We start from the raw sequence: 14,731 nt of genomic DNA, 5'->3' as shown, positions 1-14,731 counted from the left end.
TTGCGTTTCCCTTTGCGACTTTGTGTGAAAGGTTTTGTGATTCTCGCCAAGTTCGCAAAGGTTTTGCAAAGCCCGCAAAAAATATTTCAACCAACAAATTTATGGCTGCAATTCTGAGGTAATGGTTGCGCCCTGCGATGACTGAGCAACGGTTTTCACCTGTTTGCGGGTATCTTTGGCAATCCACACGGTAGTTTTTCCGCTCTCACTTCCGGCAGTGGTAATCTCGACTTTGAATGCATCAAAAATCCCTGCGGGCACGGTTACTTTTTCCGCGCCAACGACCTTCAATTGCTTCAAAGATGTTTTCGATGAACTCAGATCGAAATTGTAAAACGATGTCGTGTAACCTTCGGCAAGCGGCAACGCGGCGACGACAAAATAAGTTCCCGCGCCATCGGCAAACATTGCGCCCAGGGTTTCTGCATCAATCGCGCGTGTCTGTCCATTCATCGTCATGGAGCCGGTGGCTTTTTTATCTTTGAATGCGACATTGATTTCAACCGGCCCTTGTTTGACCGTGCGTTTGGTTAAAATCAATGTGCCTTTTTCAAGGATGGCGCGGTCGCTTACTTCACCTTGTGGCGTCCTGGCAATTTCAGTTGCCACCCACGCGCCATTTTCTTCTTTGATTTCCGCTGTAACCGATAATGGAAAGGTCTGCCCGCCCGTTTCGATTTTGACTTGATAATTGGCTTTCAGGGGTTGCAAATCCACAGCAGGTTTCGGCGGATTCTGCGCCATCGAAGAGCCTGCGATTGACAGCATCAGGAAAAAGACGAAGACCGAAAAAACTTTTAACGGCGTGCGGCAAAGCGAATGAAAAATTTTTACTGGATAAAGAGAATGCCTCATTTGATTACTCCAGGGTTGTTTAATATTTCTGCAAAGCAGGTTGGCTGAGATATGTGTCATCAGGATAGCTTGATTAACGCTACTGAGGCAGACTTTGTTCTCTTTTACTTTCAAATTGATTTTGCCGCTTTGCCGATTTGCACAAGCTTTTTGGTCGGTCGCCTCTCATCGCGCCATAAACAATCTTTGACACCTAATGGTCCTTTCATGGTGCCGTCATAATCGCGGCACATCTGCGGGCGGGTGTCATAGACGCCACAGACATAATGGGTTTTGCCTTCGGGCGTCGGGATTTCCTGCAAGGCGTTGCAGCGTTGCGCAATGGTGAAGTAATAGACCAGTTCGCCGCGTTTTTTGGCGTAGTCAATTTTGAAGCCGTGCAATTCCATCCAGTAAATTTCATCGCGCACTTCGTCGTCAACTTCGCCGCCATAAAAGGTCATCGCCATACAACATTTGCCGCATTCCAAACACAACTCGGATTTTCTTGCCGCTGACAGTTTTTTCTTTTTCACTTTCGCCTCAAAAAATAAGATGGATAGGATAGAGCATAAGTTTATCCGCGCTATCCTGTCCATCACAGTTCAATGGAACTGAATATTTTCAACCCTGTTAATTAAGACTCTTTGGTTACGGCATCAATCTCAAGAACGTTGTTCGGGTCATCCGCTTTTGCTTTGGCTGTCGGCTCACCATTTGTGTGAATGCCGGCATGAGCCAGCAATCCCGATATATCCAACCCCAACGCTTCAAGTTGTTGCAGAAGATTGAAAATAACCGAAGGCGCGGTTGAAGCGAATCGCGTCATGCCGCTTGGCGCGTGATTTCCGTTGCCTCCTTGTTCAATAACCACCACTTTATCAATGTTGCCAAGCGGCGCGGCGACTGCGCCAAATACCGGCGCGGTAGCTTGCAAAATTGACGGCAATTTTTCGAGTATGGTTTGCATTCTTGCCGCTTCATCGAATTCTTTCCAGGCTTCGGCTTTCTTCTGAATGGCAGCGGCTTCGGCGACACCCTGCGCTTCGATGGCTTTGGCTTGCGCAAGTCCGAGCGCTTCGATCTTTGCGGCTTCCGCTTTACCTTCGGCTTCAATCGCCGCCGCGCGACCCAAGCCTTCCTGTCGCAAACGTTCTTTTTCGGCTTCGGCAATCGCAATCAAAGCGGCTTTTTTACCTTCGGCTTCAAGGATTGCCGATTGTTTGGCGGCTTCGCTCTTTAACACCGCAGCCACCCGTTGCGCATCAGCAGGTTTGACGACCGTCGCTTCAAGCTCTTTTTCGCGCCGCAAAATTTCCTGCTCCTGCACAGCAATCTGTTCCTGGGTGCGCACCCGTTCAATGCGGACTTCTTCGGCAACCACCGATTGCCGCGCTTTCGCCGATGAGAGCGGGCCCGACTGTTCTGCGGTGGCGCGTTCTTTTTCAACCTCGGATTGATATTGCGCTTTTTTGACCTCCATATCACGATGCGCCTGGGCGATGTTGGCTTCCGAATCGAGCTTGACCTTTTCGCCTTCCTGCATCGCCTGTGAGGATTTGATCTTGGAATCGCGCGTCGCTTCAGCTTCGCCAATTTGCGCGTCGCGTTTCACTTCGGCAGTGCGGCGTTTGCCGAGCGCATCAAGATAACCTTCATCATCACTGATTTCCTGAATGATTAACACATCGACGCCGATGCCCATGCGTTCAAGGTCGGTTGCCGCTTCGCTGGTTAGCTTCTGCGCGAAACTTTGGCGGTCGTTATTTATTTCTTCAACCGTGAGCGTGCCGAGTATGGCGCGCAAATGTCCTTCAAGGGTCTGGAAAATAATTTTCTGCACTTCGGGCGGCGTCATGCCTAAAAAACGTTCCGAAGCGGCTTGCAGCGAAATGTCGTCGCCTTTGATTTTGACGTTGGCGACCGCTTTAACCGAAACCGGAACGCCTTTGAGCGTATAAGCCCGCCGGGTTTCAAGCGGTATGGTAATCAGATTGAGCGATAGATAATGTACGGTTTCCAGCAGAGGGATTTTCAACGATGCGCCACCTTTGACTAACCGATAACCGACGATGCGTCCGTCAGGCAGTTTGCGTTTGCGTCCCGAAAATACTGCCGCTTGATTCGGAGGCACTTTGATGTAGTTCGAGCTGAAGAGCCACATCACGATTAATAGAGCAAACACAATGGCTCCGGCGATGACGATGGGTACGATAAAGTTTTCAATATTCATTCGTTTGTCTCCGTTGGGTTTCGTCAGCCTAAATGAATTACGCTGATCGGTCTGTGAGAAACCATCCCGCGCCTGGTTCAGGTTGTGGGCTGACAACCGCAGTTTCTCCTGAGATGGCTTCGACAAAGACTGTGGTATTTTCGGCAATGGCATTGCCGTCGGTTGAGCGGGCGATTTTTTCGATGGCGCTTTCCCCGACGATGCAACGTACCTGCCCCAACCCGTTTGTCGGAATCGCGACGATGACTTGCGCCGTCAAACCGATTAAATCCGTAGCCTGGTGTATGCTCGACGCTTGTTGCGAATAGAGAAATCGCGCAAACAGGTAAACCAGCCAGCCAAATAAAAATCCGCCCGCGAGTCCGATTAATGAACTGACAAGAACACTCAGACCCAGGTAAACACTGATGGCTCCACAACCGCCAAACGCAGTGATAAACATACTGATGATGCGAGCATTAAAAATGCCGGGTCCATCGTGCGCCAGGTCGTGAGAGAAATCGTGTTCTACATCAATGTCCTGATCAATGTCGAAATGCCCGAATACTTCGCCTAGCAGAAACGAGGCAAGCAGAAATAAGAAACCAATGGCTCCTAATGCCAGGAAAACCGAAAGCGCGCTGATGTGTGAAAGCGTTTCAAACATTTCTGTGGTCTCCTGAATAGTCGGCTTAGACGCGGGTTGCGAGTAAAACTGACCCCGAAAGTGGCGCAATTCTATCACTCGTAACAAAGGAGGTGAAGGAAGATATAGTAAAGTGAGTGCGATTACAGATGAAAAATAGTCAGGAGACCAAACTCCTTTTGCCGAGGTCACAAAACGGGACTAAGCATAAAATTTATCAATGGGAATTACTTGCGACAAAAGCCTCAGCGCATGAATTTGCGGCGAATCGCCAACGCGAGTAACGCCGCTTGCAACGGACCAAGAATGGTTTCAAATGTGACGAGTGCGCGTGCTGTGTTCGTTGCCGGACGTGGTTCGGGCTTTTGCAATGCGATGGTTTCAAAGCTGTAGGTGAGCGCACGAGTGAAGGGTAACGGATGACCGATAGTGTCGCGTTGCATCGCTTCAACCTCATTTTCATTGGTTATTTTCGCTTCCCACCGTGTGAAACCGACTTGTGTGTAGAGAAGAGTAAAGATAAACCAAACGCAAAATAAAACAACAGATGCCCTAACAATTCGCTCGCCATATCCACTTGCAAGCCAATACCACCAACGCAATGTCCAGATCGCCCAACCTCGCCCCTTCTCAAGCCTCTGCGCCTGCATCGCCAGAAAGCGAAAATATGATGCCTCTTCGTAACGATTATTTTCTTCAGCATTAACTGCAAGCCGACGACAGGCAATTGTTAGCAAACGATGCGGCGATTGGACGCTTCGTTGTGCGAGGGCTTCAAGTTCTGAATTTACATCTGGGAGCTTCTTATCAAAGTTTGAAGTCCATTTGACATTGGTAAATTCAAACTTTCTCGTATCGGTGTTAATAAACCAATGCGGTCGCAACGTAACAGAATGAAAAGATACGCGCTCAGGTTTTTCTATAAAAGAGGTTTGTAAATCTAACAGTGATGTTTTTGTGAAAGGCTGAATCTCCTGGCTGCCTGCAAATTTTATATAGTCTTTGAATATTGTATGGTCAAATTTTGCCTCTCCGCTAAATTTTGCATACCTGAAGTCCGCTCCCGTTTCAAATTCCATATAGCTAAATTCTATGTCTTCGGGGAACCACACTCCACGCCATGTTCCGCTCACGTAAGAATCGTTATCCTCTCTTTTTTGCTCAAATGCGATCTGAAAATCTCTATCCTTTTCTGTGCTTGGATAATGGAGTACACAATATCGCTTGCCTTCATGCGCTTTATAAAACGGCCAGCCTTCGCAAGGGGAGGGAAACCCGTCATCCCATTCACAGATAAGATTCGGCTCCCTGTGTTCTTCATTGATCGGTTCCTGCACAGGTGCATCTTCTTGCCAATCAACATCAGGAACGACAATTTTTTGTTCGTCGGTTTGGGGCATATCCACACCATTTAAGCAGAAGGTTTTGAATTTTCTGTTTTACTTTGTGAAATCAGGCTCATTCTAAATGAGGATTGATGATATTTGCCAGATGGAGGATGGAGAATTTGCCGGTTAAGATTTGTTTCGTTCTCTTTCAAATGTGCAATGATTTTTCATCCCACAAAGCCTGGCGTTCTTCTTCAATCAATTGATTCAATTCCTCTTCAGTCATTCCGCTTTTCGCAAAATCTTTGCGCACTGGCGCGAGTATTTCATCAAGCGCAGGTCGCTCAAGATGTTTTGTTACCAGTTGGCTGAGGTAATCGTCAGCGTCTTTCCCGAATTGCGCGGCGCGTTCCTTCAGCACAACTTCCAATTCGGTCGGGATTGAAATCGTTACATCCATAATTTTTCTTTCCTTCAAAATTCCCGAAAAGAAGTAAAAAAAATTAAAGGCAAAAGGTCAAGCGAAAACTTTATTCGCTGCCTTTTGCCTTTATCATCGCGGTCAAAGACCGCTTGCTCAACGCTCAACCTATCGCGGTCAAAGACCGCTTGCTCAACTCGAAAACTTACGCGGTGTGCGAGATGGATTGCTCGCTTCCGAGTGCGGCTTGCGCGGCGGCAAGACGAGCAATCGGCACGCGATAGGGTGAACACGAAACGTAGTTCAATCCGACGCGGTGACAGAAGCCAACAGAAGTTGGGTCGCCGCCGTGTTCGCCGCAAATGCCGACCTTCAAATCCTTGCGCGCCGAACGACCTTTGTCAGTGCCCATCTTCACGAGTTGACCGACGCCGTCTTGATCCAAGACCTGGAACGGGTCGTCTTTGAGAATTTTGTTTTCAACATAGAACGGCAGGAATTTGCCCGAATCATCGCGCGAAATACCAAATGTCGTCTGCGTCAAATCGTTGGTTCCGAATGAGAAGAACTCCGCGACTTCGGCAATCTTATCGGCAGTGAGCGCGGCGCGCGGCAGTTCAATCATGGTGCCGACTAAATATTCAATCGTTTGCCCCGTGGCTTTTTGCACTTCATCAGCGACGCGACGCACCACGTCGGATTGCAACTTCAATTCGTTGACGTGACCGACGAGCGGAATCATGATTTCCGGCAAGACCTTCACGCCGCGTTTTTGCTGACGCGCAGCGGCTTCAAAAATCGCCCGCGCCTGCATCTCGGTGATTTCAGGAAAGACCACCCCCAGACGACAACCGCGATGACCGAGCATGGGATTGGCTTCGTGCAAAGTCTGCACATTCGCCCACAGGTGCGCGGCTTTGACCTTCAATTTTTTCGCCAGTTTCTTGGTGCCTTCTTCATCGTGCGGCAGGAATTCATGAAGCGGCGGGTCAAGAGTGCGGATGGTTACGGGCAGCCCGTTCATCGCTTTGAAGATGCCTTCAAAATCGCCGCGTTGCAATTTCAAGAGTTGCGCGAGTCCGCCTTTGTACAATTTCTTCGGCTCTTCGATGGCTTTCTTCAAATGTTTTTTGTGAGCGTTCAACTCCTGTTTCTTTTTCGGCGAGGTGGCTTTTTCGAGTTCGCTGTCAATCGTTGCCAGTTCTTTTTCCAGACGTTTGTAATCGAGCGACCCCAAAATCATCTGACGAACATAATCAATTCTATCGCCTTCAAAAAACATATGCTCAGTGCGGCAAAGCCCTATGCCTTCTGCGCCGAAGGCGCGCGCAACCTTGGAATCGCCCGGGGTGTCTGCGTTGGTGCGGACTTTGAGTTTGCGATATTTGTCTGCCCAACTCATCAGGGTGTTGAAATCTTCGCCAAGTTCCGGGTCAATGAGCGGCGCTTGCCCTTTGATGACGCGACCGGTGGTGCCATCAATGGTAATCCAGTCGCCGCGTTTGATGCGCGTGCCGTTTACTGAAAATTCGTTCTTGCCATAGTTGATATTGACTTCGCCCGCGCCGACGATGCAGGGTTTGCCCCAACCGCGCGCTACGACTGCCGCGTGAGAACTCGGGCCCCCGGTTGAAGTGAGGATAGCTTGTGAACTTTTCATTCCGCTTACATCTTCCGGAGAAGTTTCGCGGCGCACCAGAATTACCGCTTCGCCTTTGACCGCCCACGCTTCGGCTTCCTGCGGCGTGAAAACGACTTTACCTATGGCTGCGCCAGGGCTTGCGTTGATGCCTTTGGTCAAAATTTCGATGCTGGCTTTCGGGTCAATCATCTTGTGCAGCAGTTGATCGAGGTCGCCTGCGGGAATGCGTTGCAATGCGGTCTTTTCATCAATCAAACCTTCTTTGACCATATCCACTGCAACCTTAACGGCGGCAGTCCCCGTGCGTTTGCCATTGCGGGTTTGCAGCATCCACAGTTTGCCGCGTTCGATAGTGAATTCGAGGTCTTGCATGTCTTTGTAATGCGTTTCTAATTTATTCGCCACCGCGACGAATTCGTCGTAAATCACCGGCATATCTTTTTGCAATTCATCAATGTGTTTGGGCGTGCGAATGCCCGCGACCACATCTTCGCCCTGCGCATTGGTGAGATAATCGCCGAATAAAACTTTTTCGCCGGTTGCCGGATTGCGCGTGAAAGCGACGCCGGTGCCCGAATCTTCACCCATATTGCCAAACACCATCGTCACGATATTGACGGCGGTGCCGAGATTATCCGGGATTTTTTCATATTTACGATAAGCGATGGCGCGGTCGCCATTCCATGAACGGAATACCGCTTTGACCGATTCTTCGAGTTGCAGGTAAGGATTGGTCGGGAACTCTTTGCCGGTTTCGGCTTTGACGATTTTCTTGAATTCTTTGCAAACGTCTTTTAGATGGTCGGCATTGAGGTCGGTGTCGAGTTTGGCTTTGGCTTTCTTCTTTGCCGCATCGAAAGCGTGGTCGAACAGTTCGCCATCAATTCCCAAAACGATTTTGCCGAACATTTGAATGAAGCGGCGATAGGCGTCATAGGCGAATCGTTCGTTGCCGGTAAGTTTAGCGAGTCCCTTTAACGTGTCTTCGTTCAAACCGAGATTCAACACGGTGTCCATCATTCCGGGCATGGAAAATTTCGCGCCCGAACGAACGGAGACCAGCAAAGGATTCGCGGCATCGCCGAATTTTTTGCCTGTCGTTTTTTCAACCTCTTTCAAAGCCTTGAGCGCCTGTTCCCACATGCCATCGGGGAACTTTGCGCCTGCTTCATAATAAGCATTGCAGGCTTCAGTGGTAATGGTGAAGCCGGGGGGGACAGGAAGCCCTGCGTTGGTCATTTCAGCAAGACCCGCGCCTTTGCCGCCGAGCAAATCTTTCATGCTGCCCTCTCCATCAGCTTTTCCATTAGCAAAAACATACACATACTTTGTTGCCATTTATTTTCTCCAAGTGAAATTAGTAATACCTGTCGGAAATTACCGTGAAAACCAAACTGGAAAGATAGCCTGTATAGACAAGTGATTTCAAGCTGAGCGCGATTGGCAACGCCTGCGTTTATCACCAGTTTAAAATTTTTTAAGCCGATTGTAATATCACAGACGCTTTCACGCCGTTCGGTTGTGCAGATGATTGCTACAGGTGAGGTCAAGTTGATGGCAATAATCAAGGTCGCAGGTGAAAAATTAAAATGTTGCGAAGGCTTACACAAGGGCTTCGTGCCCTTCGAGGTTTTATGATATTTATCTGGTCGCATCCGATGCAATTCACAAAAAACTGCGAACCGATTAATTTAATCGAACACGAGAAAATTCGGAGGTGAGCATGCAACCCCTGCGATTTATCCTCAGTTCAATTTTTTGCCTCGCGGCACTCGCTATCATCTTGTGGGTGATTTGCCCAGCCTTTGCCGGACAACCCTACACCGGCAAACCGCAAACATCTGCAAATTCGGGACAGCCGGAATTGGTTTTGCAATTGGGACATTCAGATGAATTTCTGGCGATTTCTTCATCAAGTGATGGGCGATACATCATCACCGGAGGACGTGACAATGTAGCGATTTTATGGGAAGCGGAAACCGGCAACGAAGTGTCGCGCTTTGTCGGGCACACCGACGCCGTGCTTGCCGTAGCCGTGTCATCCGACATGGGTTATGTGCTCACCGGAAGCGCCGATAAAACCGCGAGACTCTGGGACCTCGCAACCGGCAAAGAACGCTATCGCATTGCTGATGCGGCTGAATCCGTAAGCGCCCTGGCGTTTTCCCCCGATGGACAAACCTTCGTCATCGCCGAACAAAGCAGCGCGCGATTATTTAATGTGGCAAGCGGCAAACTGTTGCGCGCGTTTGTTGCCCCTCCGCAACCGAAAAACCCTGAACCCTGGGCAATCGCCCAACCTTTTCTCTCAGTCGCGTTTTCGCCCGATGGTCATTATTTACTGAGCGGCGGCAGCGGCACAGGCTGGTTGTGGGATGTGGCAACTGCTAAAGAAATCAGACGCTTTGTTGCGCCGCGCGCCTATCACACATCGGTTGCCTATTCAGCCGACGGTCGGTTCGTCTTGACCGGCGTTGACGGCATTGTGCGCTTGTGGGACGCCGCAACCGCAAAAGAGTTGAGACAATTTAGCGGCTACACCAGTAAAGTGACCGTCGCTTTCACACCGGACGCAAAACAGGTTTTAGTTGGCGGCGATGGCGCAGTCGAATTGTGGGACGCGCAAAGCGGAAAACTGGCGCGCAGTTTTCAGGAACGCAACAGCACCGTGTGGCAATCGTTTGCGGCTTCGCTCAATGTTTCGGCGCTATCAAGCGATGGACGTTTTGTGATTGTCGGCGCGGGGTCAGGCGCGGCGCGGGTTTTTGAGACTGCAACCGGAAGAGCGGTCAGTCGGCTCGAAGGCTATTCAAGTTTCGTTTACGCAGCGCGGTTTTCATCTGACGGGCGATATATCATAACCGGCGGCGGACGTTTGGCGTCCCGCGATAGTCAGGTGAGCGATTATTCAGCGCGGCTCTGGGATTTGGAAAGCGGCAAAGAAGCGCAACGTTTTACAGGGCATCAAAGCTGGATAATTTCAGCGACGCTGTCGCCCGATGGCGTCTATCTCGCAACCATTGACGACAGGGGAACGGCGATTATCTGGAATGCCGAAAGCGGACAGGAAATGCGCCGTTCACAAAAAGAGTTCATCGGCAACTGGCCCGGCACACAAACGCCCATCAACTATTCGGAAAATATTATCAGCGCGACCAGCTTTTCAGCGGATGGTAAATACGTAGTCAAAGGCATAAAAAACACGGCAACCTTGATGACCAGAAGCTTGCAAAAAATTCGCACCTTTACCGGGCATAAAGGCGACATCATCTCGATTGCTTTTTCGCCGGACGGACGACGCCTTGCCACAGCTAGTCGCGACCGGACATTAAGGTTATGGGACGCCGCCAACGGCAAAGAGATTTTGCAATTTAAAAACGCCGGCATGATTGCCAACGAAATCAATTTTTCGCCCGACGGACTGCAACTGGTCGCGGGTTGCAACGACGGCATCGTGCGCAGTTGGGAAACCGCAACCGGAAAAGCCCTGCTGCAACTTGAAGGACATAGAGGACAGGTGATGTCCGTTAATTTTTCACCTGACGGGCGACGCATCGTAAGCGGCGGGCTGGATTCAACGACGCGCGTGTGGGACGCCGTAAGCGCAAACGAACTCTGCCGGTTGATTTCGTTTCGCGATGGCACCTGGGTTAGCGTTGACCGAGAGGGACGCTTTGACACCAACAATCTTGAAACGATTCGCGGATTGCACTGGCGTATGGCAGATGACCCGTTGAGACTACTGCCGCTGGAAATTTTTATGCGCGATTATTACGAACCGCGACTGCTGGCGCGTATTCTGGCTGGTGAAATTTTGAAACCGGTGCGGGGACTCGGACAACTCAATCGCGTTCAACCGGCGGTTAAAATCGTGGCTATCGAACAACAAAAAAATGATCCGAGTTTGGCGACCATCACCGTTGAAGTGGCGAAAGTGTCGCAAACCTTTGGGCAGAACAGTCGTAAACCAACGCGCACAACCGGAGTCTATGATGTGCGGCTGTTTCGCAACGGGCAAATCGTCGGCGAACTTCCCGGTGTGAATGCGCCTGGAAAAGTGCCCACAAAAAATGATGAGCCTTCCGATAATTTGCTTGTGTGGCGACGCGAAACGCAAATTCAAATGGATGCGCGCGGCAAACAACTTCTCAAATTTTCAAATATCAAATTGCCGCGTCGCGCCGATGTCAATCAACTGGAATTTTCCGCCTATGCTTTTAACGAAGACCGTGTAAAAAGTCAGACGGCAAAAAAGCTATTCGTGATGCCAGCGAATTTGCCAGCCGTAAAAGGGCGAGCTTATTTGATTACTGTCGGCGTCAATGCTTATGAGAGCAGCCAATGGAATTTAACCTTTGCCGCCAATGACGCTTGCCTCATGTATTCGGCGCTTGCTGAACGCCTGGCGCGAACCGGCGATTACGCGGAAGTGATTGCCGTGCCGCTCATCTCCGATTATGAAATTCGCGATGGTAAACCTGTAGTTACTGAGAAAACGGCTACCAGAGCCAATTTCAAGGCGGTGATGGATTTGCTTGCAGGCAGAAAAGTGGCTCCCGAATTGATAAAACAAATTCCTGGTGGCGATAAACTCCGCGAAGCGCGCCCCGAAGATTTGTTGATTATCTCGTATTCCAGTCACGGCTATGCGGACGCGCTCGGCAATTTCTATTTCTTCGTTTATGACATCGGCGCAACCGGCGGCAAGAAGATGACCGGAGAAATCAAGCGGCGTTGTATCTCAAGCGAAGAATTGTCGCGATGGCTGCGCGATGTGGATGCGGGCGAACTGGTCTTCGTCGTTGATGCCTGCTATTCGGCGGGGGCAATCGAAGGGCAAGGTTTCAAACCCGGACCGATGGGCAGTCGCGGACTCGGACAGTTGGCTTATGACAAAGGCATGAAAATTCTTACTGCCACGCAAGCCGATGATGTGGCGCTTGAAAGTAATCTCTTGCGGCAGGGGTTGCTCACCTATGCGCTGGTTCAAGAAGGTGTCGCGGCAAATGCTGCCGATGTGAATGCCGACCGGCGCATCATGGTTGACGAGTGGTTGCAATTTGGATTGAAGCGGGTGCCGAATCTTTATGAGGGAGTGAAAAAAGGGAGTGTGCAGAAATTACCGGCGCAACCGTTAATTCCTTTGTGTAAACCGAACGCCGGTCAACCGTCAGGTGCGCAGCGCCTGGAAAGAGCGCCGCGCATCGACAGTGGCGCGAATAAAAAAGCGGGTTTTCAAAAACCGTCGCTTTTTGATTTCGCAAGACACCGACGAATGATAACGCTGGTCAGAAATTGAGTCGTGTGAGTTTGACGAATTCAATGTAGGCACACAGGTATAGATTCTATTGCGCTGTTTGCTCATAGCAGCGGCACTGACACGATGATGAAATGTCTGTAGCGGGTTGGCTTATTTTGAAGATTTTTTTTATAAAGTAATCAGCGCGCTTTAGCCAATCAGTAAACCCTGAGAGAACTTGTCGTCGCGCAACATCGTTAAGCGTCTTGTAAATCTGCAAAGGGACTCTCAGCCGACCCGCACAGACATTTAACTCATCACAAAGTTGGAAGGAAAAGAATGCTCAATCAAACCAGAGGAAAGATTGAAAAAAACTCTGCTCGCTCAATCATCTTTGCCTGCATCATTACATTGAATCTGGCAATGTCGGTTTTTGCCGTAACCCCAAAAGACCCGAAAGCCTGGGTGCGCGCTGCCATCGAAGCGATGGGCGGCGAAACGCAATTGAAAAATTTGCGAAGCTTGAAATTTGAAGCCATCGGTCACCGATTCTGGGTGGAACAATCCGAAAGACCCGAAGGTCCCTGGATTGTCAGTTACGACCAGATTACCGAATCGCGCGATTTGACCAATAATAAAATTCTCCGCGCCACTCAAAGCAAAATGGAGCAATTGCCTAATTGGAACGGCACTTCGCTCATCATTGCCGACGGCGTAGCGATGCGCACTGTGGGAACCAGAAAAATTCCGGGACAGGTCGCAGAGGTGGAGCAAGCGAAAGAAGACCTCGCCACTAGTCCCGAAAAAGTTTTGCTCAATGCCCTTGCCGCCACAGACCTGCGCGCCGAAAGCGACACCTTGCTGCAAGGCGTTCCACATCACGTCGTCGTTTTTACTTTGAATGGCAATCTGACGCGATTATTTCTAAACGCCAACACGGCGTTGCCAACAGGCGTGGAAACGGTTCGCGCCTACCCGGATTTCTTTTGGGGCATCTGGGGCGATGTGAAGATGCGAACCCTCTTTTCATACTGGACGCTTGAAGCCGGAGGCATACGCTATCCGAAACAGTGGGACATCTATGGCAACGGCATACCGAACAAATCGCTGACCCTTACCAAATTGGAATTCAATGCAGCGATTGCGCCGGATTCGTTCGCTATTCCTGATGAGGTTCGCAAAGCCTTTGAAGCAAACGCCAGCAAAGCGATTACGCTTCACACCATCGCTTTGGGGCAAATGGGAAGACCTGTGCAAGAAATAACCCCCGACTTGATTCAAATACCCGGCGCGTGGAATGTCGTGTTGATTCGTCAAAGCGATGGCATTGTTATTCTGGAATCGCCCATCTCTTCCGAATACAGCGCGAAGGTTATCGAAGAAACCGCGAAACGGTTTCCGAACGCGCCAATCAAAGCCGTCATCACCACGTCGGACGCCTGGCCGCATTTCGGCGGCTTGCGCGAATATGTCGCTCGCGGCATTCCGGTTTATGCGCTTGACCTCAATCAACCGATACTTGAAAGATTGATTGCTTCGTCGCATCGTTTAATACCGGATGCTTTGACGCGTGCGCCTAAAAAGCCCAGGTTTGCTATGGTTTCAAAGAAAACCGTTATCGGGGAAGGCAAAAATAGAATCGAGCTTTATCCGATTCGCACGGAAGCGGGCGAACGCATGATGATGGCTTACTTTCCCGAACACCGAATGCTTTACGCCAGCGATTTGATTCAATTCGGCGGCGGCAACTTTTTTATGCCTCAGTATCTTGCGGAAGTCATGGACGCAGTGAACCGCGAACACTTAACGGTTGACAAAGTTTTCGCCATGCACCTGACGCTGATGGATTGGAAAAAAATCACCGATGCTGTTGAAAAAGCCAAAATGCCAGCATCGAATTGAGTAACGGGTTCAATCTGCTTGAGTGTCGGTCTGGTGCCGACGCTCAAGCAATCTGAAAGTGCACAGGAATTTATTCTGTGAAGGTTGCGCGCAACACCAGAGTGAAGGTGGGTTGGTTGGGGTCGTTGGTGGTGACGGTGGCGTTTTTAACCACTTCACCTTTGTAGCCTTCGGTGTTTTTGACTTCCAAAGTGATGCCGCCTTCTTTGCCCGTTTGAATCAGTTTGTCGAACTGGCTTGAGGTGCAACCGCAGGACGGCGCGACATTCTTGATTTCCAAATCGGCGTCGCCGGTGTTTTTCACTTTGAAGGTGAAGCTAAGCGGTGTACCGGTTTTAACCGTGCCAAAGTTGTGTTCAAGTGAAGTGATGCTGGCTTTCGGCGCTTTGCCTGATGTTGCGGGATTTTCTTTAGCGACTACGGAAAACACCGTAATCAAACAAAGCGCAATTAACATGAGCGGGGTTTTTGATTTCATTTTTGACTCTCCATAATTTGATTTTACAA

At 49.9% G+C, this 14,731-nt stretch carries 10 protein-coding genes; 2 read left to right on the top strand and 8 right to left on the bottom strand.

Annotated features, from left to right (window positions below; translation table 11 throughout):
- Positions 1-99: 99 nt before the first annotated feature.
- The 7 genes from AB1757_08010 to ppdK all read right to left on the bottom strand — a co-directional run bounded on the left by AB1757_08010 (position 100) and on the right by ppdK (position 8,421).
- Complete coding sequence (locus AB1757_08010) at positions 100-855, bottom strand: hypothetical protein (protein MEW6126968.1); 756 nt, start codon at positions 853-855, stop codon at positions 100-102.
- Positions 856-965: 110 nt separating this feature from the next.
- Positions 966-1,370, bottom strand: a complete 405-nt coding sequence (locus AB1757_08005) for a YkgJ family cysteine cluster protein (GenBank protein ID MEW6126967.1) — start codon at positions 1,368-1,370, stop codon at positions 966-968.
- A gap of 101 nt (positions 1,371-1,471) precedes the next feature.
- Complete coding sequence (locus tag AB1757_08000) at positions 1,472-3,067, bottom strand: SPFH domain-containing protein (GenBank protein ID MEW6126966.1); 1,596 nt, start codon at positions 3,065-3,067, stop codon at positions 1,472-1,474.
- A gap of 37 nt (positions 3,068-3,104) precedes the next feature.
- The gene (locus AB1757_07995; GenBank protein MEW6126965.1) at positions 3,105-3,713 is read right to left on the bottom strand and encodes a hypothetical protein; all 609 of its coding nucleotides are present in this window, start codon (positions 3,711-3,713) and stop codon (positions 3,105-3,107) included.
- Between the two features lie 224 nt (positions 3,714-3,937).
- The gene (locus tag AB1757_07990; GenBank protein MEW6126964.1) at positions 3,938-5,092 is read right to left on the bottom strand and encodes a hypothetical protein; all 1,155 of its coding nucleotides are present in this window, start codon (positions 5,090-5,092) and stop codon (positions 3,938-3,940) included.
- A 136-nt stretch (positions 5,093-5,228) separates the two neighbouring features.
- Positions 5,229-5,480, bottom strand: coding sequence for a hypothetical protein (locus AB1757_07985; protein MEW6126963.1), 252 nt, complete (start codon positions 5,478-5,480; stop codon positions 5,229-5,231).
- A gap of 166 nt (positions 5,481-5,646) precedes the next feature.
- Positions 5,647-8,421, bottom strand: a complete 2,775-nt coding sequence (ppdK, locus tag AB1757_07980) for a pyruvate, phosphate dikinase (GenBank protein MEW6126962.1) — start codon at positions 8,419-8,421, stop codon at positions 5,647-5,649.
- Positions 8,422-8,806: 385 nt separating this feature from the next.
- Here ppdK and AB1757_07975 point away from each other — a divergent pair, with 385 nt between their 5' ends.
- Together AB1757_07975 and AB1757_07970 are read left to right on the top strand one after the other, a co-directional pair.
- Positions 8,807-12,382: a hypothetical protein gene (locus AB1757_07975; protein MEW6126961.1), complete on the top strand. Its 3,576-nt coding sequence runs from the start codon at positions 8,807-8,809 to the stop codon at positions 12,380-12,382.
- 279 nt (positions 12,383-12,661) lie between these two features.
- Positions 12,662-14,224, top strand: a complete 1,563-nt coding sequence (locus AB1757_07970) for a hypothetical protein (GenBank protein MEW6126960.1) — start codon at positions 12,662-12,664, stop codon at positions 14,222-14,224.
- 70 nt (positions 14,225-14,294) lie between these two features.
- On the opposite strand, the gene AB1757_07965 is transcribed toward AB1757_07970, so the two are convergent.
- Complete coding sequence (locus AB1757_07965; protein ID MEW6126959.1) at positions 14,295-14,702, bottom strand: DUF1573 domain-containing protein; 408 nt, start codon at positions 14,700-14,702, stop codon at positions 14,295-14,297.
- Positions 14,703-14,731: the final 29 nt, after the last annotated feature.

The organism is Acidobacteriota bacterium (genome assembly GCA_040754075.1).
GTDB lineage: Bacteria > Acidobacteriota > Blastocatellia > UBA7656 > UBA7656 > JBFMDH01.
This window is presented reverse-complemented; position numbering and strand designations above follow the sequence as displayed.

Bases quoted from the DNA above. Each gene is read 5' to 3' on its own strand.
- AB1757_08010 (MEW6126968.1), bottom strand. From the start codon at position 855: ATGAGGCATTCTCTTTATCCAGTAAAAATTTTTCATTCGCTTTGCCGC.
- AB1757_08000 (MEW6126966.1), bottom strand. From the start codon at position 3,067: ATGAATATTGAAAACTTTATCGTACCCATCGTCATCGCCGGAGCCATT.
- AB1757_07995 (MEW6126965.1), bottom strand. From the start codon at position 3,713: ATGTTTGAAACGCTTTCACACATCAGCGCGCTTTCGGTTTTCCTGGCA.
- AB1757_07990 (MEW6126964.1), bottom strand. From the start codon at position 5,092: ATGCCCCAAACCGACGAACAAAAAATTGTCGTTCCTGATGTTGATTGG.
- AB1757_07985 (MEW6126963.1), bottom strand. From the start codon at position 5,480: ATGGATGTAACGATTTCAATCCCGACCGAATTGGAAGTTGTGCTGAAG.
- ppdK (MEW6126962.1), bottom strand. From the start codon at position 8,421: ATGGCAACAAAGTATGTGTATGTTTTTGCTAATGGAAAAGCTGATGGA.
- AB1757_07975 (MEW6126961.1), top strand. From the start codon at position 8,807: ATGCAACCCCTGCGATTTATCCTCAGTTCAATTTTTTGCCTCGCGGCA.
- AB1757_07970 (MEW6126960.1), top strand. From the start codon at position 12,662: ATGCTCAATCAAACCAGAGGAAAGATTGAAAAAAACTCTGCTCGCTCA.
- AB1757_07965 (MEW6126959.1), bottom strand. From the start codon at position 14,702: ATGAAATCAAAAACCCCGCTCATGTTAATTGCGCTTTGTTTGATTACG.